Origin of the sequence: Streptomyces sp. NPDC006624 (assembly GCF_040611555.1) — a bacterium.
Lineage (GTDB): Bacteria > Actinomycetota > Actinomycetes > Streptomycetales > Streptomycetaceae > Streptomyces.
Map to the genome: position 1 here is coordinate 575,239 of NZ_JBEXOM010000001.1, position 20,374 is coordinate 595,612.

Annotated in this window: 17 protein-coding genes; 9 read left to right on the forward strand and 8 right to left on the reverse strand. The window is 71.8% G+C overall.

What is annotated here, in order from left to right:
• Positions 1 to 13: 13 nt before the first annotated feature.
• From uvrB to ABZY20_RS02615, 6 genes are all read left to right on the forward strand, one after another.
• The gene (uvrB, locus tag ABZY20_RS02590; RefSeq protein WP_356435454.1) at positions 14 to 2,158 is read left to right on the forward strand and encodes an excinuclease ABC subunit UvrB; all 2,145 of its coding nucleotides are present in this window, start codon (positions 14 to 16) and stop codon (positions 2,156 to 2,158) included.
• A 139-nt stretch (positions 2,159 to 2,297) separates the two neighbouring features.
• Positions 2,298 to 2,876, forward strand: coding sequence for a TerD family protein (locus tag ABZY20_RS02595; protein ID WP_356435457.1), 579 nt, complete (start codon positions 2,298 to 2,300; stop codon positions 2,874 to 2,876).
• A 76-nt stretch (positions 2,877 to 2,952) separates the two neighbouring features.
• Positions 2,953 to 4,971, forward strand: a complete 2,019-nt coding sequence (locus tag ABZY20_RS02600) for a TerD family protein (RefSeq protein WP_356435459.1) — start codon at positions 2,953 to 2,955, stop codon at positions 4,969 to 4,971.
• Positions 4,972 to 5,193: 222 nt separating this feature from the next.
• Positions 5,194 to 6,195 carry a TerC family protein gene (locus tag ABZY20_RS02605; RefSeq protein ID WP_356435462.1) on the forward strand — a complete coding sequence of 334 codons (1,002 nt, stop codon included), beginning with the start codon at positions 5,194 to 5,196 and terminating at the stop codon, positions 6,193 to 6,195.
• 128 nt (positions 6,196 to 6,323) lie between these two features.
• Positions 6,324 to 6,626: a hypothetical protein gene (locus tag ABZY20_RS02610; RefSeq protein ID WP_356435465.1), complete on the forward strand. Its 303-nt coding sequence runs from the start codon at positions 6,324 to 6,326 to the stop codon at positions 6,624 to 6,626.
• 72 nt (positions 6,627 to 6,698) lie between these two features.
• Positions 6,699 to 7,799: an ionic transporter y4hA gene (locus tag ABZY20_RS02615; RefSeq protein ID WP_356435467.1), complete on the forward strand. Its 1,101-nt coding sequence runs from the start codon at positions 6,699 to 6,701 to the stop codon at positions 7,797 to 7,799.
• A gap of 37 nt (positions 7,800 to 7,836) precedes the next feature.
• Here ABZY20_RS02615 and ABZY20_RS02620 read toward each other — a convergent pair whose 3' ends face one another.
• The gene (locus ABZY20_RS02620) at positions 7,837 to 9,117 is read right to left on the reverse strand and encodes an MFS transporter (RefSeq protein ID WP_356435470.1); all 1,281 of its coding nucleotides are present in this window, start codon (positions 9,115 to 9,117) and stop codon (positions 7,837 to 7,839) included.
• 342 nt (positions 9,118 to 9,459) lie between these two features.
• Between ABZY20_RS02620 and aroQ the strand changes: the two genes are divergently transcribed.
• On the forward strand, positions 9,460 to 9,933 hold the full coding sequence (gene aroQ / locus ABZY20_RS02625) for a type II 3-dehydroquinate dehydratase (protein ID WP_356435472.1): 474 nt from the start codon (positions 9,460 to 9,462) through the stop codon (positions 9,931 to 9,933).
• Positions 9,934 to 10,181: 248 nt separating this feature from the next.
• Here aroQ and ABZY20_RS02630 read toward each other — a convergent pair whose 3' ends face one another.
• On the reverse strand, positions 10,182 to 10,838 hold the full coding sequence (locus ABZY20_RS02630) for an MBL fold metallo-hydrolase (protein WP_356435475.1): 657 nt from the start codon (positions 10,836 to 10,838) through the stop codon (positions 10,182 to 10,184).
• Between the two features lie 119 nt (positions 10,839 to 10,957).
• Positions 10,958 to 11,647: a maleylpyruvate isomerase family mycothiol-dependent enzyme gene (locus tag ABZY20_RS02635; protein WP_356435478.1), complete on the reverse strand. Its 690-nt coding sequence runs from the start codon at positions 11,645 to 11,647 to the stop codon at positions 10,958 to 10,960.
• A gap of 222 nt (positions 11,648 to 11,869) precedes the next feature.
• Between ABZY20_RS02635 and uvrA the strand changes: the two genes are divergently transcribed.
• Positions 11,870 to 14,941: an excinuclease ABC subunit UvrA gene (uvrA, locus tag ABZY20_RS02640; RefSeq protein WP_356435481.1), complete on the forward strand. Its 3,072-nt coding sequence runs from the start codon at positions 11,870 to 11,872 to the stop codon at positions 14,939 to 14,941.
• A 135-nt stretch (positions 14,942 to 15,076) separates the two neighbouring features.
• Here the strand turns inward: uvrA and ABZY20_RS02645 are convergent, their stop codons facing one another.
• Complete coding sequence (locus tag ABZY20_RS02645) at positions 15,077 to 15,640, reverse strand: YceI family protein (RefSeq protein ID WP_356435484.1); 564 nt, start codon at positions 15,638 to 15,640, stop codon at positions 15,077 to 15,079.
• Positions 15,641 to 15,741: 101 nt separating this feature from the next.
• Between ABZY20_RS02645 and ABZY20_RS02650 the strand changes: the two genes are divergently transcribed.
• The gene (locus ABZY20_RS02650; protein WP_356435487.1) at positions 15,742 to 16,605 is read left to right on the forward strand and encodes a helix-turn-helix domain-containing protein; all 864 of its coding nucleotides are present in this window, start codon (positions 15,742 to 15,744) and stop codon (positions 16,603 to 16,605) included.
• A 32-nt stretch (positions 16,606 to 16,637) separates the two neighbouring features.
• Here ABZY20_RS02650 and ABZY20_RS02655 read toward each other — a convergent pair whose 3' ends face one another.
• The 4 genes from ABZY20_RS02655 to ABZY20_RS02670 form a co-directional block, all read right to left on the reverse strand.
• The gene (locus tag ABZY20_RS02655) at positions 16,638 to 17,546 is read right to left on the reverse strand and encodes a carbohydrate kinase (protein WP_356435490.1); all 909 of its coding nucleotides are present in this window, start codon (positions 17,544 to 17,546) and stop codon (positions 16,638 to 16,640) included.
• A gap of 77 nt (positions 17,547 to 17,623) precedes the next feature.
• Positions 17,624 to 18,670: a LacI family DNA-binding transcriptional regulator gene (locus tag ABZY20_RS02660; protein ID WP_356435493.1), complete on the reverse strand. Its 1,047-nt coding sequence runs from the start codon at positions 18,668 to 18,670 to the stop codon at positions 17,624 to 17,626.
• Positions 18,671 to 18,844: 174 nt separating this feature from the next.
• Positions 18,845 to 19,792 carry a hypothetical protein gene (locus tag ABZY20_RS02665; RefSeq protein ID WP_356435496.1) on the reverse strand — a complete coding sequence of 316 codons (948 nt, stop codon included), beginning with the start codon at positions 19,790 to 19,792 and terminating at the stop codon, positions 18,845 to 18,847.
• A gap of 272 nt (positions 19,793 to 20,064) precedes the next feature.
• Positions 20,065 to 20,217, reverse strand: a complete 153-nt coding sequence (locus ABZY20_RS02670) for a hypothetical protein (RefSeq protein WP_356435499.1) — start codon at positions 20,215 to 20,217, stop codon at positions 20,065 to 20,067.
• Positions 20,218 to 20,374 lie beyond the last annotated feature (157 nt).

The following is a 20,374-nucleotide window of genomic DNA, read 5'->3' on the forward strand; positions in this document are numbered from 1 at the left end:
TACGGTGGAACCCATGCGGCCCGTTTCCCAGATCGAACGCTCGGTGGCGCCCTTCGAGGTCGTCAGCCCCTACCAGCCCAACGGCGACCAGCCGACCGCCATCGCCGACCTCGCCCGGCGCATCCAGGCCGGCGAGAAGGACGTCGTCCTGCTCGGCGCGACCGGCACCGGCAAATCGGCCACCACCGCGTGGATGATCGAGAAGCTCCAGCGCCCCACGCTCGTGATGGCGCCGAACAAGACGCTGGCCGCGCAGCTGGCGAACGAGTTCCGCGAGCTGCTCCCGAACAACGCCGTCGAGTACTTCGTCTCGTACTACGACTACTACCAGCCCGAGGCCTACGTCCCGCAGTCGGACACCTACATCGAGAAGGACTCCTCGATCAACGAGGAGGTCGAGCGGCTGCGCCACTCCGCGACCAACTCGCTGCTCACCCGCCGCGACGTCGTCGTGGTCGCCTCGGTCTCCTGCATCTACGGCCTGGGCACCCCGCAGGAGTACGTGGACCGCATGGTCCCGCTCCGGGTCGGCGAGGAGGTCGACCGCGACGAGCTGCTGCGCCGCTTCGTGGACATCCAGTACACACGCAACGACATGGCGTTCTCCCGCGGCACCTTCCGCGTCCGCGGCGACACCATCGAGATCTTCCCGGTCTACGAGGAGCTCGCCGTCCGCATCGAGATGTTCGGCGACGAGATCGAGGCGCTCTCCACCCTGCACCCGCTCACCGGCGAGATCATCAGCGACGACCAGCAGCTCTACGTCTTCCCGGCCTCCCACTACGTCGCCGGCCCCGAGCGCATGGAGCGGGCCGTCAACGACATCGAGAAGGAGCTCGCCGAGCGCCTGGCGGAGCTGGAGAAGCAGGGCAAGCTCCTGGAGGCCCAGCGCCTGCGGATGCGCACGACGTACGACCTCGAGATGCTCCGCCAGATCGGCACCTGCTCCGGCGTGGAGAACTACTCGATGCACTTCGACGGCCGCCTCCCCGGCTCCCCGCCGAACACGCTGCTCGACTACTTCCCGGACGACTTCCTCCTCGTCATCGACGAGTCGCACGTCACGGTCCCGCAGATCGGCGCCATGTACGAGGGCGACGCCTCCCGCAAGCGCACCCTCGTCGACCACGGCTTCCGCCTGCCCTCCGCCCTGGACAACCGCCCGCTGAAGTGGGAGGAGTTCCAGGAGCGCGTCGGCCAGACGGTCTACCTGTCGGCGACCCCGGGCACCTACGAGCTCTCCCGCTCCGACGGCGTCGTCGAGCAGATCATCCGCCCCACCGGCCTCGTCGACCCGGAAGTCGTCGTCAAGCCCACCGAGGGCCAGATCGACGACCTGGTGCACGAGATCCGGCAGCGCACCGAGAAGGACGAGCGCGTCCTGGTCACCACGCTCACCAAGAAGATGGCCGAGGACCTCACGGACTACTTCCTCGAGCTGGGCATCCAGGTGCGCTACCTGCACAGCGACGTCGACACCCTGCGCCGTGTCGAGCTGCTCCGCGAGCTGCGCTCCGGCGAGTACGACGTGCTCGTCGGCATCAACCTCCTGCGGGAGGGTCTCGACCTGCCCGAGGTGTCGCTCGTGGCGATCCTGGACGCCGACAAGGAGGGCTTCCTGCGCTCCGGCACCTCCCTGATCCAGACCATCGGCCGTGCCGCGCGCAACGTCTCCGGCCAGGTCCACATGTACGCCGACAAGATCACCCCGGCGATGGCGAAGGCCATCGACGAGACCAACCGCCGCCGCGAGAAGCAGATCGCGTACAACAAGGAGAAGGGCATCGACCCCCAGCCCTTGCGCAAGAAGATCAACGACATCGTCGCCCAGATCGCCCGCGAGGACATCGACACCGAGCAGCTGCTCGGCTCGGGCTACCGCAAGGCCCGCAAGGACGGCGGCGGCACCAAGGCGCCCGTGCCCTCCCTCGGCCGGGGTGCCGACGGCACCAAGCCCGCCAAGGCCAAGGGCAAGGCCAAGGAGACGGTGCCCACCGACCGCCCCGCGGCCGAACTCGCCGGGCAGATCGAGGAACTCACCGCGCGCATGCGGGCCGCCGCGGCCGAGCTCCAGTTCGAGATCGCGGCCCGGCTGCGCGACGAGGTCTCCGAGATGAAGAAGGAGCTGCGCCAGATGAAGGAGGCGGGTCTGGCCTGACGGCGCACCGCGCACGCGCAGTGTTGCAAGACCGACACAAAGTGCGGACCGGGGTACGTCGCTGTCAGTGCCCCTGCGTAAGGTGCTGGTCAACCGCGATCGCGCGGCAACAGGGGACGTTCGAGAGGGGAATCAGCGCGTGACCGTCAACATGACCAAGGGTCAGGCCATCAGTCTGCAGAAGAACGACGGAGGCAGCCTGACCGCGGTGCGCATGGGTCTCGGCTGGCAGGCGGCTCCCCGGCGCGGCCTCTTCGGCTCGCGCACGAGGGAGATCGACCTGGACGCCTCCGCCGTCCTGTTCGCCGACAAGCAGCCGGTCGACGTCGTCTTCTTCCGCCACCTGGTGAGCGACGACGGCTCCGTGCGCCACACCGGTGACAACCTCGTCGGCGGTGTCGGCCAGGGCGGCGACGACGAGGCGATCCTCGTCGACCTCGCGCGCGTCCCGGTCCACATCGACCAGATCGTCTTCACCGTGAACTCCTTCACGGGCCAGACGTTCCAGGAGGTGCAGAACGCGTTCTGCCGCCTGGTCGACGAGACCAACGGCCAGGAGCTCGCCCGCTACACGCTCGCCGGCGGCGGCCAGTACACGGCCCAGATCATGGCCAAGGTGCACCGCACGGGCGCGGGCTGGACCATGACGGCCCTGGGCAACCCGGCCAACGGCCGCACCTTCCAGGACCTGATGCCGGCGATCCTGCCGGTGCTCTGAGAGCACCCGGGACCCGGACCGGCGGGCCCGGCGAGCGGCACACGACACCACACAACGACACAGGGGGACGAAGGCGATGACGGCCGAGCTGGTGCGGGGGCAGAATCACCCGCTCTCCCAGGCCCGTCTCGAGATCCGGGTCTCGGCCGGCACACCGGTCGTGGCGGCGGCCGCGCTCAGCGACGAGAACGGCCGGATCGACGGTGTGGAGTGGGTGGCCCACCCGGGCGCGCCCACCCAGCCGGGTCTCGAGGTCTCCCGGCAGGCCGCCGCCGACCACCGCCTCGCGGTGGACCTGGACGCCATGCCGGAGGCCGTCCACCGGGTCAGTGTGCTGCTCGCCCTGCCCACCGGCGGTGCGGGCCCGCTCCGGTTCGGGTCCGTGGCCGCCCCCTTCGTCGCCGTCACCGGACTCGACGGCGGTGAGCTCGCCAACTACACCCTCACCGGCCTGGACGCCGAGTCGGCCGTCGTCGCCCTGGAGCTCTACCGCCGGCATGGCGCCTGGAAGGTGCGCGCCGTCGGCCAGGGCTACGCCGGCGGACTCGCCGAACTCCTCGCCGACCAGGGCCTGGAACAGGCCCGGCAGCTCGCCGGGAGCATCAACGACGCCGTCGCCCAGGGGCTCGCCCGATCGGTGCAGGCGCCCCCGCCGCGCACGGCGGACGGCGACCGCTCCCGCCAGGCGGCGGCTCCGGCCCTCGGCCCGGAGCAGAGCGGCATCGCGCCCCAGCCCGGCCCGGTGCCCCCGACGTCCCCCTACGGCGGCCACACCCCGGCCGGACCGGGCCAACCGGCCCCGCAGCCGCCGTCGTACCCCGGCTCCGGCCCGGAGCCCGACGCCGTCACCGCGCAGTCCGCGCCCACCGCGGGCGGCCCGATCGACTACAGCCACCCGCGCCGGCAGAACGCCGCCCCGCCCCCGCCGCCTCCCACCGCGCCCCCCGCCGCACCCGGGCAGCCCGCACAGCCCGTCGCCGGCGACGCGACGGGCTGGTCCATGGACGAGCGGCTCTACAACCAGGTGTGGGGCATGTTCGAGGACCTCGCCCGCACCACCGCGGCCTACCGCAGCGCGGTCGACTTCGCCGAGTCCCGCATGGACAAGGAGCTGGAGCAGGTCCTGTCCGACCCGCGCAGCCGGATCGGCGGGCAGGGCGACGCCGCCCGGGAGGCGGCCCGCGCCCGGCACGCCCGGCTCGTCGACCAGGCCCGCGAAGCTCTCGACCGCGACCTCGCCCAGCTCGTGGCCGAGGCAGAGGTCGTGGAACCGGCCCTGCCGCCGGCCTACGCCCGCTGGGACAGCCCCGCCTGGCACGCCTACCGGGTGCCGATGGAGATCCCCATGGCCCTGCGCCTGGGTGACCTCCACCTTCCCGAGGCCGACCGCGTCCGCATCCCGATGCTGGTCCGGCTGCCGCTGGAGCGGGGCCTGTGGATCGACAGCGGACGAACCGCCTCGTCCGACGACTCCTTCGCCGACGCGCACGCCCTGGGACGGCTCGCCATGGAGACGGCCGTCGCGCACGCGGCCCGGCTGCTCGCCGTCTATCCGGCGGGCGAGTTCACCGTCCACGTCATCGACCCGGCGGGTTCGGGCGCGCAGGCGCTGGCGCCCCTGGTGCAGACCGGCGTGCTCGCGGCCCCGCCCGCGCTCGGCGCCGCCGGGGTGACGGACGTGCTGACCCGGCTCACCCAGCGGGTCGACCTGGTGCAGATGGCGGTCCGGGGCGGTGCCGCCGACGCCCTCCCGCCCGGCTTCGACACCTCCCAGCAACTGCTGATCGTCAACGACTTCCCGCACGGCTTCGACGACCGTGCCGTGAACCAGCTGCGCTACCTCGCCGACGAGGGGCCCTCCTTCGGCGTCCACCTGATGATGGTCGCGGACCGTGAGGAGTCCTCCGCCTACGGTCCTCTGCTGGACCCGCTGTGGCGTTCACTCCTCAGGCTGACGCCGGTGCCCGACGACCACCTCGCCGACCCGTGGGTGGGTCACGCCTGGACGTACGAGCCGTCGCTCGTGCCGCCCGGAAGCCAGGTCCTCCAGCAGGTGCTCGCCCAGGTCGCGGCTGCGCGCACCAAGTTCCTGTAAAGCTCCCTGACCAGCGGTTTTGATCTTTCTTTTGCCAAGCGCTTTACCTGTTCTTGGTGATTGGGTACTGTTGTGGGCACGGAGGGGAGTACTCCCTGTCTGCTGCGGCGTTCCCGTCAATACGGATCAGGCCTGGTCCCGGGGCGTCGGCCCATCCTTGGGTGGAAGAGACCTCCGGCAGCGACGACGCTGACACTTGCCGTTACGACTGCCGGAGGCGCAGTGGATGTTTCCGTGACCCTATGGGTCCTGACGATCGTGGGTCTCGCCGCCCTGATCGCCGTCGATTTCTTCATCGGCCGCAAGCCGCACGACGTGTCGATCAAGGAAGCCGGGATCTGGACGGTCGTCTGGATCGCTCTGGCCGTGCTCTTCGGGCTCGGCCTGCTGATGTTCGGCGGCGGGCAGCCGGCCGGTGAGTTCTTCGCGGGCTTCATCACCGAGAAGTCCCTCAGCGTGGACAACCTCTTCGTCTTCGTCCTGATCATGGCGAAGTTCGCGGTTCCCTCGCAGTACCAGCAGCGTGTGCTGCTCATCGGTGTCCTGATAGCCCTGGTCCTGCGGGCGATCTTCATCGCGGCCGGTGCGGCGATCCTCGCCAGCTTCTCGTGGGTGTTCTACCTCTTCGGTGCCTTCCTCATCTGGACCGCCTGGAAGCTCATCCAGGAGGCCCGGGCGGACGAGGACGACGAGGAGTACGAGGAGAACAAGCTGCTCAAGGCCGCCGAGCGCCGCTTCGGTGTGGCCGACCGCTACCACGGCACCAAGCTGTGGATCCAGGAGAACGGCAAGCGGGTCATGACCCCGATGCTGGTCGTGATGCTCGCGATCGGCACCACGGACGTGCTGTTCGCGCTGGACTCCATCCCCGCGATCTTCGGCCTGACGCAGGACCCGTACATCGTCTTCACGGCCAACGCCTTCGCCCTGATGGGACTGCGCCAGCTGTACTTCCTCATCGGCGGCCTGCTGAGGAAGCTGGTCCACCTCTCCTACGGCCTGTCGATCATCCTGGGCTTCATCGGCGTGAAGCTCGTGCTGCACGCGCTGCACGAGTCGGGCATGCACGTCCCCGAGATCAGCATTCCGGTCTCGCTGGGCGTCATCTGCTCCGTCCTGATCGTCACCACGATCACCAGCCTCCGTGCCTCCAAGAAGCAGGCGGCGGCCGAGGCGGAGCAGGACCAGAGCGGCAACACCCCGAAGGACAGCATCGACGTCTGACCCCCTCGGACACAGGAACAACCAACACCGGGACCGGTGGCCGGCGAATTGCCGACCACCGGTCCCGGTGCTTGCTTGGACCTGAGCGCGTTCCCCGGCCGGGGGCGCCGTGGCCGGCTGGAGGTGCCATGAAGTTCGTCCAGATCATCGACTTCGAGACCGAGCGCCTGGAGGAGATGCGGCAGTTGGTCGCGGAGGGGGGGCAGCGCTCCGCCGGCCACGCGGGCGGCCCCACCCACAGCATGCTGCTCAAGGACCGGGACAAGCCCGACCGCTACCTGGCAGTGATCGAGTTCGAGTCGTACGAGGACGCCACGCGCAACAGCGACGACCCGGAGACCAGCAGGATGGCGGAGCGGCTGGACGCGCTGAGCACCGGCGACCGGGTGTTCACCAACTGCGACGTCGTGGACGCGCGTGACCTGGCATAGTCCCGCACCGCGGGGAACGGGGCCCGTCACGACCGGAGTGCGGGCCCTCGTCACCTCTGCGACGATCACTGCATGATCGCTCGGCGCAGGCCGGTCACGGCGCAGTGGACGACCCTGGTGCCGCTGCTCGCCGCCGTGCTGCTGGTCCTCACCTGGGGACGCGATCTGCCGGCCGTCGTCGTCGCCGTGGTGACCCTGGTGCTCGCGGGAGCCGTCCTGGCCGCCGTGCACCACGCGGAGGTCGTCGCCCACCGGGTCGGCGAACCCTTCGGCTCCCTCGTCCTCGCCGTCGCCGTCACGATCATCGAGGTCGCCCTCATCGTCACCCTGATGGCCGACGGCGGGGACAAGAGCGCGACCCTGGCCCGCGACACCGTCTTCGCGGCGGTGATGATCACCTGCAACGGCATCGTCGGGCTCTGTCTCCTGGTCGCCTCGCTGCGGCACGGCACCGCCGTCTTCAACCCCGAGGGCACCGGCGCCGCCCTCGCGACCGTCGCCACCCTGGCCACGCTCAGCCTGGTCCTGCCGACCTTCACGACCAGCAAGCCGGGCCCGGAGTTCTCCACCGTCCAGCTGACCTTCGCGGCACTGTCCTCACTCGTCCTGTACGGGCTGTTCGTGGCCACGCAGACGGTGCGGCATCGGGACTACTTCCTGCCGATCACCCGGCACGGCGAAGTGATCACCGCCGAGGAGCACGCCGAGGCGCCGACCGCCCGTACGGCTCTGATCAGCCTCGGACTGCTGGGCCTGGCCCTGATCGGCGTGGTCGGACTGGCCAAGGGGGTCTCACCCACCATCGAGTCGGGGGTGGAGGCGGCCGGGCTGCACCAAGCCGTCGTCGGTGTGATCATCGCGCTGCTGGTGCTGCTCCCGGAAACCATCGCGGCGCTGCGCTCCGCCCGCCGCGACCGCGTGCAGACCAGCCTGAACCTCGCCCTCGGCTCGGCGATGGCCAGCATCGGGCTGACCATCCCCGCCGTCGCGCTCGCCTCCCTGTGGCTCTCCGGCCCTCTGGTCCTGGGCCTCGGCGCCACCCACATGGTGCTGCTCGCCCTGACCGTGGTGGTCGCCTCCCTGACCGTGGTGCCGGGCCGGGCCACGCCGCTGCAGGGCGGGGTCCACCTGGTGCTCTTCGCGGCGTACCTGGAGCTCGCGATCAATCCGTAGACCGCCTCGGGCCGCGGTCGCCGCGACCCCACCCCGTTCACCCGGAGGTCGCTTCCGCCGCCGCGGCATCCCCCGCCGTCACCGGCCGTGTCTCCGGCAGCAGCGCGAAGCACATCAGGCTGAACAGGGCGATCGCCGTCAGATACGCGGCCACACCCCACGGCACCCGCCCGCCCTGTTCGGCCAGGGCCGTCGCCACGATCGGGGTGAGCGCGCCCCCGACGACCCCGCCGAGGTTGTAACCGACGGCGGCGCCGGTGCAGCGCACGCGCGGCTCGTACAGCTCCGGCAGATACGCGGCGATCACGGCGAACATCGTGATGAACGCCAGCATCGCGCCGAGGAAGCCGAGGAACATCGGCAGCGGGGCCCCGGTGGCGAACAGGGCGACCATCGGGAACATCCACAGGGCGGCGGCCGTGCATCCGGCCAGGCAGAGGGGCCGCCGCCCGTAGCGGTCCCCGAGCAGGGCCACCACGGGGGTGAGCGCCCCCTTCACGACCACCGCGCCCATGATGCAGGTCAGCATGACACCGCGGCCGACCCCGAGCCGTTCCGTGCCGTAGGCGAGGGACCAGGTCGTCACCGCGTAGAAGATCGCGTAGCCGATCGCGAGCGCCCCGCCGGTGAGCAGCAGCAGGCGCCAGTGGTGCCGCAGGACCTCGGCGAGCGGCACGCGCGCGTGGTCGTCGATCTCCAGGAAGCGGGGACTCTCGGCGAGCGAGGACCGCAGCCACAGGCCCGCCACGGCCAGCACCCCCGCCGCCCAGAACGGCACCCGCCAGCCCCACGCGGCGAACTCCGCCTCGGACAGGGTCGCCGACAGCCCGAGCACCACACCGTTGGCGAGCAGGAAGCCCAGCGCCGGGCCGATCTGCGGGAAGCTGGACCACAGCCCGCGCCGCCCGGCGGGCGCGTGTTCCACCGTCAGCAGCACCGCCCCGCCCCACTCCCCGCCGAGCCCCAGCCCCTGAAGGAACCGCAGCACGAGGAGCAGCAGGGGAGCGGCCACGCCGATCGCTTCGTAGGCCGGCACACAGCCGACCGCGACCGTGGAGGCACCGGTCAGCAGCAGGGAGGCGAGGAGCACCGGCCGCCTCCCGCGCCGGTCCCCGATGTGGCCGAAGAGCACCGAACCCAGCGGCCGGGCCACGAACCCGACGCCGAAGGTGGCGAAGGCGGCCAGCGTCCCCGCGACCGGTGAGAAGGTCGGGAAGAACAGCGGCCCGAGGATCAGGGCCGCCGCGGTGCCGTAGACGAAGAAGTCGTAGAACTCGATGGCCGTGCCGGCGAGCGAGGCGGCCGCGAGACGCGGCATGGAGGGCGCCTTTGCGGTGCGTACGTCGTGCATGCCGCGTCAACTACCCACGGTGATCACCGGTTACGGGGGCGCGTGGAGGGCCGGGGGCCCTCGGCGGGTGCGGCGCGGGCCCTCGCTGAGTGACCGTGATGCGCCGGGTGCCGGGTGCCGGGACGACCGTGCGCCGGGAGCGGGGGTCCGCGTCATGGTCGTGCAGGTCCCTACGGCCGGTCAGCACGGCCGGTCGGCCTCATGCTGCCCGGAGGCCACGGCCCGGCAGGCTGCCGGTGCAGCGTGATAGACCGGCTCTGAGCGGCGGCCCGCCACGGACCGCCCGACCCCCGACGGACCGGAGGAACCGTGCCCCGCACCCTGGCCAACGCCCCGATCATGATCCTCAACGGCCCCAACCTGAACCTGCTGGGCCAGCGCCAGCCAGAGATCTACGGCTCCGACACGCTCGCCGACGTCGAGGCCCTGTGCGCCAAGGCGGCGGCCGCGCACGGCGGTACGGTCGACTTCCGCCAGTCCAACCACGAGGGCGAACTGGTCGACTGGATCCACGAGGCGCGGCTGCACCACTGCGGGATCGTGATCAACCCCGGCGCCTACTCGCACACCTCCGTCGCCATCCTGGACGCGCTCAACACCTGTGACGGCATGCCGGTGCTGGAGGTCCACATCTCCAACATCCACCAGCGCGAGGCGTTCCGGCACCACTCGTACGTCTCACTGCGTGCCGACGGGGTCATCGCGGGGTGCGGAGTCCAGGGGTACGTGTTCGGCGTGGAGCGGGTCGCGGCACTGGCGGGGCCGGGGAAGGCCGACACGTGAGCCGTCGCCGGTAAGCCCCTGCCGGCCACGGCGAGCGCCCCTTACCTTCCTGCCGGAAGAGGCCGTTCCTGCGGGAAAGGGCCGGGGTCGCCGGCCCAGGGGCGGGGATCGACAGGCCGGCGGCCCATCCGCTCAGGAGCCGTCTTCCTGTGCGGGGCTGCTCCCAGTTCACTGCGTGATCAGAGGGGAGGGGAGCGCGCGTACGGCACCGGCGTGTGCGAACGGTTCACACGGGGCGTGTGCGCGGCTCACCACCCGCGCGCGTGCCACTCCGGCAGCTGCGGGCGCTCCGCGCCCAGGGACGTGTCGTCGCCGTGGCCGGGGTAGACCCACGTCTCGTCCGGGAGGACGCCGAAGATCTTGGTTTCGACGTCATGGAGGAGACGGGCGAACGCCTCGGGGTCCTGATGGGTGTTGCCCACACCGCCCGGGAAGAGGCAGTCCCCGGTGAACACATGGGGATGCCCGTGCGGGTCGTCGTAGACGAGGGCGATCGAGCCGGGCGTGTGGCCGACCAGGTGGCGCGCGGTGAGTTCCACTTGCCCCACCCGGATGGTGTCGCCGTCGTCGACCAGTACGTCGGTCGGTACGGGGATGCCCTCGGCGTCCTCCCGGCCCGCGTACGTGCGGGCGCCGGTGGCCGCCACGACCTCGGCGAGCGCCTGCCAGTGGTCGCCGTGCCGGTGGGTCGTGACCACGGACGCGATGCCGTCGTCACCGATCATGCCGAGCAGCGTCTGCGCCTCGTTCGCCGCGTCGATCAGAAGCTGCTCGTCGGTCGCCCGGCAGCGCAGCAGATAGGCGTTGTTGTTCATGGGACCCACCGCGATCTTGGTGATCATCAGGTCCTTGAGCTCGTGCACGTCGGCAGGCCCGCCGACCGTCACCTGTCCGCTGTACGTCATGTCCGCAAGCCTATAGCGGGGCAGTGGCCGCAGCCCCGCGGCGGTGGGACCGGCGGCCGCGGTCCGTGGCGGTGGGACGTACGGTCGCAGGACGTGGCGGTGGGACGGCGGCCGCGGCCTTAGAGCGGGGGCAGCGCCGGAAGCGGCCCGCCGTCCACGGTCAGCGCGGACCCGTCGCGACGGCCGGCGAGCCAGCCCAGCAGGTCCGCCGGAGACCCGGTGACGGTCACCTCGGGTCCGTCGCCCGCCTCCCGTCCCGTGCTCCACGCGCGCGTGCCGTCGGTGACCCGCGTGGGCGGGACGCCGGGGTGCCCGGAGAACCGGTCGGCCAGGAAGACGATCTCCCGCTCGGTGAACTCCGCCGGCAGATCCTCCAGCTCGTAGCCGATCCCGAGGTCCACGTGGTGCAGCTCCACCTCCACCCACCTCCGGAACGGCACCCGCGACGCGGAGTCGGTGACCCCGTTGCGCAGCTCCACCGTGCGCGACCAGTCCGCGGGAACGTCCCCGGCCTCCTGGAAGCGGGCCGCGCTCTCGCGCAGGTCGGCGAGCTGGGCGTCGAGCGGGCGGGGGGCGCCCCGCTCGATGTCGGCGTCCCGGGCCTCGCCGGAGACGTACATGGGGCGCCCCTGAAGGACGTTCACGAGGGCGTCCGCGTTGCGGGCCAGGTGGGCCAGCACGTGGCCCCGGCTCCAGCCGGGCAGCCGTGACGGCTCCGTCACAGCGGCGTTGTCCAGTGCGCCGACTGCGAGCAGCAGCCGCTCCGTCGCGGCACGTACAGACGCCAGGTCATGAGCGTGATCAATCATGGTGCTGACCCTAGCCTCGCCACTCCTTCGGGTGAAGGTGGTGAAGCAGTGCCGTAAATCGAAAGCACGTGCTATATGGTCGGACGTGGCGTCGGGCATGCTGGAGAGCCGGGGTTTGTTGGCAACCCGTGAATCCGACCGGCGTTGTCAGTGGCTCCCCCTAGTCTGAGAAAGACGGGGGCCTCGCCCCTGTCACTTCTCTCAAGAAAGGTGCGGACCGGCGTGGCCGACCGTCTCATCGTTCGTGGAGCGCGCGAGCACAACCTCAAGAACGTCTCGCTCGACCTCCCGCGCGACTCGCTCATCGTCTTCACGGGCCTGTCGGGGTCGGGCAAGTCCTCGCTGGCCTTCGACACGATCTTCGCCGAGGGGCAGCGGCGCTACGTCGAGTCCCTCTCCTCGTACGCCCGGCAGTTCCTCGGCCAGATGGACAAGCCGGACGTCGACTTCATCGAGGGCCTCTCCCCGGCGGTCTCCATCGACCAGAAGTCGACTTCGCGCAACCCGCGCTCGACGGTCGGCACGATCACCGAGGTCTACGACTACCTGCGCCTGCTCTTCGCACGCATCGGCAAGCCGCACTGCCCCGAGTGCGGCCGCCCCATCACGCGCCAGTCGCCGCAGGCCATCGTCGACCGGGTCCTGGAGCTGCCCGAGGGCAGCCGCTTCCAGGTGCTGTCGCCGCTGGTGCGCGAGCGCAAGGGCGAGTTCGTCGACCTCTTCTCCGAGCTCCAGACCAAGGGCTACTCCCGCGCGCGGGTGGACGGCGAGACGATCCAGCTGTCGAACCCGCCCACGCTGAAGAAGCAGGAGAAGCACACCATCGAGGTGGTCGTCGACCGCCTCACCGTCAAGGACGGCGCCAAGCGCCGCCTCACCGACTCCGTCGAGACCGCCCTCGGCCTGTCCGGCGGGATGGTCGTGCTCGACTTCGTCGACCTCCCCGAGGACGACCCCGAGCGCGAGCGGATGTTCTCGGAGCACCTGTACTGCCCGTACGACGACCTGTCCTTCGAGGAGCTGGAGCCCCGCTCCTTCTCCTTCAACTCGCCCTTCGGCGCCTGCCCGGACTGCACCGGCATCGGCACGCGCATGGAGGTCGACCCGGAGCTGATCGTCCCCGACCCGGACAAGAGCCTCGACGAGGGTGCGATCCACCCCTGGTCGCACGGCCACACCAAGGACTACTTCGGCCGCCTCATCGGCGCCCTCGCCGACGCGCTGGGCTTCCGCACGGACATCCCCTTCGCGGGTCTGCCGCAGCGCGCCAAGAAGGCCCTGCTGCACGGCCACAAGACCCAGGTCGAGGTCCGCTACCGCAACCGCTACGGGCGCGAGCGCCGCTACACCACAGCGTTCGAGGGCGCCGTCCCCTTCGTCAAGCGCCGGCACAGCGAGGCCGAGAGCGACTCCAGCCGCGAGCGCTTCGAGGGCTACATGCGCGAGGTGCCCTGCCCCACCTGTGAGGGCACGCGCCTGAAGCCGATCGTCCTCGCGGTCACGATCATGGGCAAGTCCATCGCCGAGGTCTCCGCGATGTCCATCAGCGACTGCGCGGACTTCCTGGGCGAGCTGAAGCTCACCGCCCGCGACAAGAAGATCGCCGAGCGCGTGCTGAAGGAGGTCAACGAGCGGCTGCGGTTCCTGGTCGACGTCGGCCTGGACTACCTCTCGCTGAACCGCGCGGCCGGCACCCTCTCCGGCGGCGAGGCCCAGCGCATCCGCCTGGCCACCCAGATCGGCTCCGGCCTCGTCGGCGTGCTCTACGTCCTCGACGAGCCGTCCATCGGCCTGCACCAGCGCGACAACCATCGGCTCATCGAGACCCTGGTCCGGCTGCGCGACATGGGCAACACGCTCATCGTCGTCGAGCACGACGAGGACACCATCAAGACCGCCGACTGGATCGTCGACATCGGCCCCGGCGCCGGTGAGCACGGCGGCAAGGTCGTGCACAGCGGCTCCCTGAAGGAGCTGCTCGCCAACGCCGAGTCCCAGACCGGTCAGTACCTGTCCGGCAGGAAGGCCATCCCGCTGCCCGACATCCGGCGCCCGCTGGACCCGTCCCGGCAGCTCACGGTGCACGGCGCCCGGGAGAACAACCTCCAGGACATCGACGTGTCCTTCCCGCTGGGCGTGTTCACGGCCGTCACCGGAGTCTCCGGCTCCGGCAAGTCGACGCTGGTCAACGACATCCTGTACACGCACCTGGCCCGCGAGCTGAACGGCGCCCGGAGCGTCCCCGGGCGGCACACGCGCGTGGACGGCGACGACCTCGTCGACAAGGTCGTCCACGTCGACCAGTCGCCCATCGGCCGCACCCCGCGCTCCAACCCGGCGACGTACACCGGCGTCTTCGACCACGTCCGCAAGCTGTTCGCCGAGACCACCGAGGCGAAGGTCCGCGGCTACATGCCCGGCCGGTTCTCCTTCAACGTCAAGGGCGGCCGCTGCGAGAACTGCGCCGGCGACGGCACGATCAAGATCGAGATGAACTTCCTCCCGGACGTCTACGTCCCGTGCGAGGTCTGCCACGGCGCCCGGTACAACCGGGAGACCCTGGAGGTCCACTACAAGGGCAAGTCCATCGCCGAGGTGCTGAACATGCCGATCGAGGAGGCGACCGAGTTCTTCGAGGCCGTCCCCGCCATCGCCCGTCACCTCAACACGCTGAAGGACGTCGGCCTCGGTTACGTCCGCCTCGGCCAGGCCGCGACCACCCTGTCCGGCGGTGAGGCGCAGCGCGTGAAGCTCGCCAGCGAACTGCAGAAGCGCTCCACCGGCCGCACCGTCTACGTCCTGGACGAGCCGACCACCGGTCTGCACTTCGAGGACATCAGCAAGCTGCTGAAGGTCCTGTCCGGCCTGGTGGACAAGGGCAACACGGTCATCGTCATCGAGCACAACCTCGACGTGATCAAGACGGCCGACTGGATCGTCGACATGGGCCCCGAGGGCGGCGCCGGCGGTGGCCTGGTCGTCGCCGAGGGCACGCCCGAGGAGGTCGCCGCCGTCCCCGCCAGCCACACCGGCAAGTTCCTGCGGGAGATCCTCGGCGCCGACCGCATCAGCGACGCGTCCTCGGTGAAGGCACCGCGCAGGACGGCGGCGAAGAAGGCCGTCGCGGCGCAGATCACGGCGAAGAAGACCGCCACCAAGAGGGTCACCGGCACGGCGACCAAGAAGACGGCGGCCACCAAGAAGACGGCGGCCACCAAGTCGGCCAAGGCCACGAAGACCGCCAAGACCGCGCAGGCCGCCGCGAAGAAGACGACGCGGACGGCCAAGAGCTGACGGCCCCCGCGGCCCCTGCGGCCCCGCGGCTCCCGCCCGACGCGTGAGCCGCGGACGCCGTGCTCCGCACGCCGGCACCACGCGCCGTGCCCCACGGGGAACTCCCCGTGGGGCACGGTGCGTTCCGCGGACGGGTCAGCCGCTCTTCGGCTCGACGAACTGCATGTCGAGTTGGATCTTCACCACCTCGCCGAGCAGCCCCGGCGCGAAGTCGAGGCCGAACTCACTGCGCCGGATCTCGCCCGTCGCCTCGAACCCGGCGTGCCGGCTGCCGTCCATGGGCACGTCGACCAGCCCGCCGAACGCCACGGCGAGCGTCACCGGACGGGTCACGTCGCCGATCGTCAGCTCGCCCTCCATCGTCCAGTCCTCGCCCGCCCCCGACACCCGCGTCGAGCGGTACGTCATGGTCGGGCGCTTCTCGACGTCGAGCAGGTCGGAGGCGCGGACATGCGCGTCCCGGTCGGCGTTGCCGGTGTCGATCGAGGCCAGGTCGACCGTCGCGGAGACGCGTACGTCCTCGGCCCGCTCCCCGACGGACAGTTCGGCCTCCAGCCGTTCGAAACGCCCCCGCACCTTGGCGATGCCCAGATGGCGGATGGTGAAGTTCACGGAGGAGTGGAACGGGTCGAGGGCCCAGAGGCCCGGGGCGAGCGGCAGGGCGGTGGCGGCAGCGGCCGGTGCGGTGTCCTTCGTCATGCCTCCACCCTGCAGGGCGCGCGGCCCGGGAGGGAGACCGGCCGGAGCCTGGTAGTGGCAGGGCCACCCTCCGCGGCGGCCGGCGCTGTACGTTCAACCGGGTGAGCGACAACGAGTTGGGCACCTTCCTGCGCACCTGGCGCGAAGCCGTCACCCCCGCCGAAGTGGGCCTGCCCACCGGGCCGCGGCGCCGCACCCCGGGCCTGCGGCGCGCCGAAATGGCCACGCTCGCCGGCATCAGCGTCGAGTACCTCACCCGCCTGGAACAGGGCCGCGACCGCAACCCGTCCGCCCAGGTACTCGGCGCCCTGGCCGACGCCCTGCACCTGTCCCTCGCGGACCGGCTGCTGCTGCGCCGCCTGACCAAGGAGGCGGACGGCGGCGACCCGCTGGTCTGCGCGGCGGCCCCGCCGCTCAGCCGCCGGGCGCGCCCGACCCTGCGGGCCGTGCTCGACCACCTCGAACCGGCTCCGGCGCTGGTGGTCAACTGGATCGGCGACGTCCTCGCCCACACGGCCGGCTACGAACGGCTGGCCGGCCCCCTCGGGCAGCTCGACGGCGAACGCCCCAACCTGCTCCGCTACCTGTTCACCGACGAGCGGGCGCGCCGCTTCCACCGCGACTGGAGCCACCTGGCGGACGACCTGGTCGCCCGGCTCCGCCACGACGTCCCCCTCCGGGACCCGTACGTCGCCGAACTCGCCGACGAGCTGACCGTGACGGCGGGGGCGGAGTTCACCGACCGCTTCGCCGACCTCGCCACGGCACCACGGCGGACCGGCTCCCAGCACATCGAGCACCCCGAGGCCGGCCCGCTCCGCCTGCTGCAGGAGACGCTCGCCCTGCCCGACGAGGGGCAGAGCCTCGTCGTCCACCTCCCCGCGGACGAGGCCACGGCGGCCGCCCTGGACCGCCTCAACGGCCGGCGGCCCGGCGCGCTGCGCGCGGTGGGGGAGACGGGCTGAGCGACCCGGGCGCCGCCCGGCCCCGAGGGGTCTCAGCCCTCCAGCTCATGCGCGTACGGCGGCTCCGCACCGGCCCGGGAGCACGTCAGGGCCGCCGCGCGCGCGGCGAAGCCCAGCAGCTCCGACCACCCGTCGGACCCCAGAGCCGCCAGCGCCGGCTCGCTGAGCGCGTCGCGCACCGCGAGGCCGTGCAGCAGCGCCGCGTTGACCGTGTCGCCCGCGCCGATGGTGTCCACGACCTCCACCCGCTCGCCGGGGACGGCGTACTCGCCCCCGTCGGCGGTGAACGCCGTCAGCCCGTCGCCGCCCCGGGTGATCACGACCGCCGCCGGACCGGCCGCCAGCCACTCCCGGGGCGTGCCGCCGAGCCACTCGGCGTCCTCCTCGGACAGCTTCAGCAGCGTCACCGACGGCAGCCAGCTCTTGAACCGCGCCCGGTAGGCGTCCGCGTCCGGGATCAGCCCGGCCCGGATGTTCGGGTCGAGCGCGGTGAACACCCCCTGCGCGGCCGCCGCGCGCATCAGCTCCTCGTACGCGCTCGCCCCCGGCTCCAGCACCAGCGAGCAGGTCCCGAAGGACACCGCGCGGGTGCCCGACGGCAGCGCGGAGGGCGCCGTGAACAGCCGGTCCGCCGTCCCGTCGACGTAGAAGGAGTACGCCGCCGAGCCGTCCTCCCCGACGGTGGCGACGGCGAGCGTCGTCGGCTCGGAGCCCCGCTGCACCGACGACACGTCCACGCCGGTCTCGCGCAGCCGGTCCAGCAGGGCCTGCCCGAACGCGTCGTGCGACACCCGGGAGCAGAAGGCGGCGCGGGAGCCGAGGCGGCCCAGCGCGACGGCCGTGTTGAACGGGCCGCCGCCGAGGGCGGGCTGCAGGGCCGCCAGGGCACCCGTGCCCCGCGGTACCAGGTCGATCAGTGCCTCACCGGCGACGACGATCACGACGGGGTTCCTCTCTCGGACAAGTTCTCGGACGGGCTCTCGGACGGGCTCTCGGACGGGCTCTCGGACGGGCCGTCTCACGGGCTTGCGGACGGGCTGTCGGACGGGTCGGGGCAGCCGCACGAGGAGCGGTGCACGAAGGCGCAGGGCAGCCGTACGGTCCGGGCGGGCCGGTCCGGCTCGGCCAGACGCTCCAGGAGCACGCGGACGGCCCGGGCGCCGATGTCCTTGCTGGGCTGGGCGATCGCGGTGAGCCGGGGCGTGAACAGGTCCGCCCAGGCGAAGTCGTCGAAGCAGCACAGCGCGATGTCGCCGGGCACCGAACGCCCGCGGGCGCGCAGGGCCCGCAGCGCGCCGATGGTCATGGCGTTGTTGCCGGTGACCAGCGCGGTGGGCGGTGCGCCGAGGGACAGCAGGTCGGCGGTGGCCTGCTCGGCGCCGGCCGACTCCGAGGCGCCGTGCACCAGGAGCCGCTCGTCGTAGGGCAGGCCCGCGAAGGCGAGGCCGTTGCGGTAGCCCATGATCCGCTCGGTCGTGGTGCTGAGCCCCGGCAGCCCCGCCACCAGCCCGATCCGCTTGTGCCCCAGTTCGGCGAGATGCGTGACCAGCCGGGACGTCGGCTCGGCGTTGTCGGCGCACACCTGGTCGAACCGGGCGCTGCCGTCCGCCGCCGGGGCGTCCACCAGCCGGTCGAGGAACACGGCCGGTACAGAGTGCCGCCCCAGGTAGGCCAGCAGCCCGCGCGGGTCCGGGGAGGGCGCGACGATCATGCCGTCCACCCGGCGCTCGTGCAGCAGTTGGACGACCTTGCGCTCGTGCTCCGGTTCGTCGTGCGGGTCGGCGATGAGCAGGCTGTAGCCGGCCTCCAGCGCGGCGGCCTCGACACCCTGGAGGATCTCCGTGAAGTACGGGTTGCTGATCGCCGACACCGCCAGCCCGATGGACCGGGTCCGGGACGTCACCAGGGACCGGGCCAGGGTGTTGGTGGTGTAACCGAGCTCCTCCACGGCGTCCAGGACCGCCTGGCGGGTGTGCGGCAGCACCGGCCGGGTGCCGTTCAGCACGTGCGAGACGGTCGCCACGGAGACCCCTGCGCTCCGCGCGACGTCGGCCATGGTCGGCATGGCGCTCCCTCCTCCGCATCCGGCCCAGGCGGGGAAGGTATCGCATTCGACGGCAGACGTAAACGCTTGCGCAAACGTTTACGTCCGCCGCCTCACGCCTCTCACGCCTCCCGCCTCCCGCGATTGCCACCCGCCGGAAGACCCCCCGCGGCTCCGGCTCACGGCCCAGGGCGGCTACTCCCAGTCCCAGCCGATCCCCAGGAAACCGGCCCGCACCCGCGGCTCCACCAGGTGCACCGACCGGTGCCGCCCGCTCATCGCCAGCTCCTGGCACCCGCTGCGCGGCGCCGCCGCCGAGGGCTGCGAGAACCGGTGGCAGCGCACCGGCAGGGCCGCCGCGTCGAAGCCCACCTGGAGCGCGTACTGCCCGCCGGGGACGTCGAACCCGCGCAGGTACTCGCGGGAGACCCCCGCGGTCCCGTCCTCGACGCCGTAGCGGAACAGGAAGGTGTCTCCGGCCCGCAGCCGGGTGTCGAAGAGCAGCTCGGCCGCGAGCAGGCCGGTGTCGCTGTGCCAACGGATCCGCCCGATGCGGCAGTTCTCCAGTGCGTGCACCCGCATGCGCTCCGGCGCGGCGCCCCGGTCGCCGTGGTGAACGGCCACGAAGCGGTCGACGCCGTCGCGATGGGCGCGCACGATGTGGTGCGAGTCGCGCTCGGCCAGCTCGCGCCGGGCCCCGATGCGGAGCCGCTCATGGTGCGCGAGGGTGTGCAGACCGCCGTCCGGCGGGCACTCCAGCTCGGCCAGCAACTGGTCCAGCACCCCGGAGGCCTCGACGAGGGAGCGGTAGGAGCGGGCCGCGGAACGCTGCCCGGACGGGCCGTCGCCGGCCTCGGCGAGCAGCCGGATCAGGGACTCCTGGGGCAGTTGCAGGATCTCCTCCAGAGCCCGGACCGCCCGCAGCGACTCGGGCCGCTGCGGACGCCGGGCGCCCTGCTGCCAGTAACTCAGGCTCGTCACGCCGACCTTCACCCCGTACCGGGACAGATGGTGCTGCACGCGTTGCAGGGGCAGCCCGCGGGCGGCTATCGCGGCACGCAGGGCGACGTGGAAGGGGCCGCCTCGCAGAGCAGAGTCCAGCTCGGCGGTGGCGACGTCCGCGTGCTGTGTGGCGTGCGGCATGCAGGGGCCTCTCTATGAGTCGGCAACGGCTGGTCAGACCGTTCGCGCGGGGCCGCCCACCGGCGCTGGGAAGGTCTTCACATCCGTACGCCGTCGTTCAGGGCCCCGAGTTCCCCCGCATTGAAGCGTGTTGACCTGGTCCCGACAACACCTGATGCCGGACAGTGATGTACGCCCGGCCGGCCCGGCGCACGGCATCGTCCGCCGGGCCGGTGCGGACATGCGAACGCCCGGGGCGTGCGCCCCGGGCGTTCGCGTCGGACCGTGTGCTTCTACACGCGGTCGGTTCCGCTCTGCTCCTCGAGGGAGCGGCGCTTGGCCCTCACTATGTCGGGGTCGCGCGGGTCCAGGAGGTCGCGCAGCCCGAACGCCTCGTCCGCGTGCCGGCGGGCACGGACCGTCCGCCGGGTTTTCTCGATCCGCATCCGCTTCATCCGCGCAGCCCTCCGACCCGTGGCCCGATCCGCTCCGCGCCGGGAGCGGCCGGTCCGCCTGACAACGTGTGTCTGCACCGACACGGCCTCCGCCCACCGGACGGCGCCGTGTCCCCGTGGGAAGCCTGCATTCCCGCTCCCGGCCTGC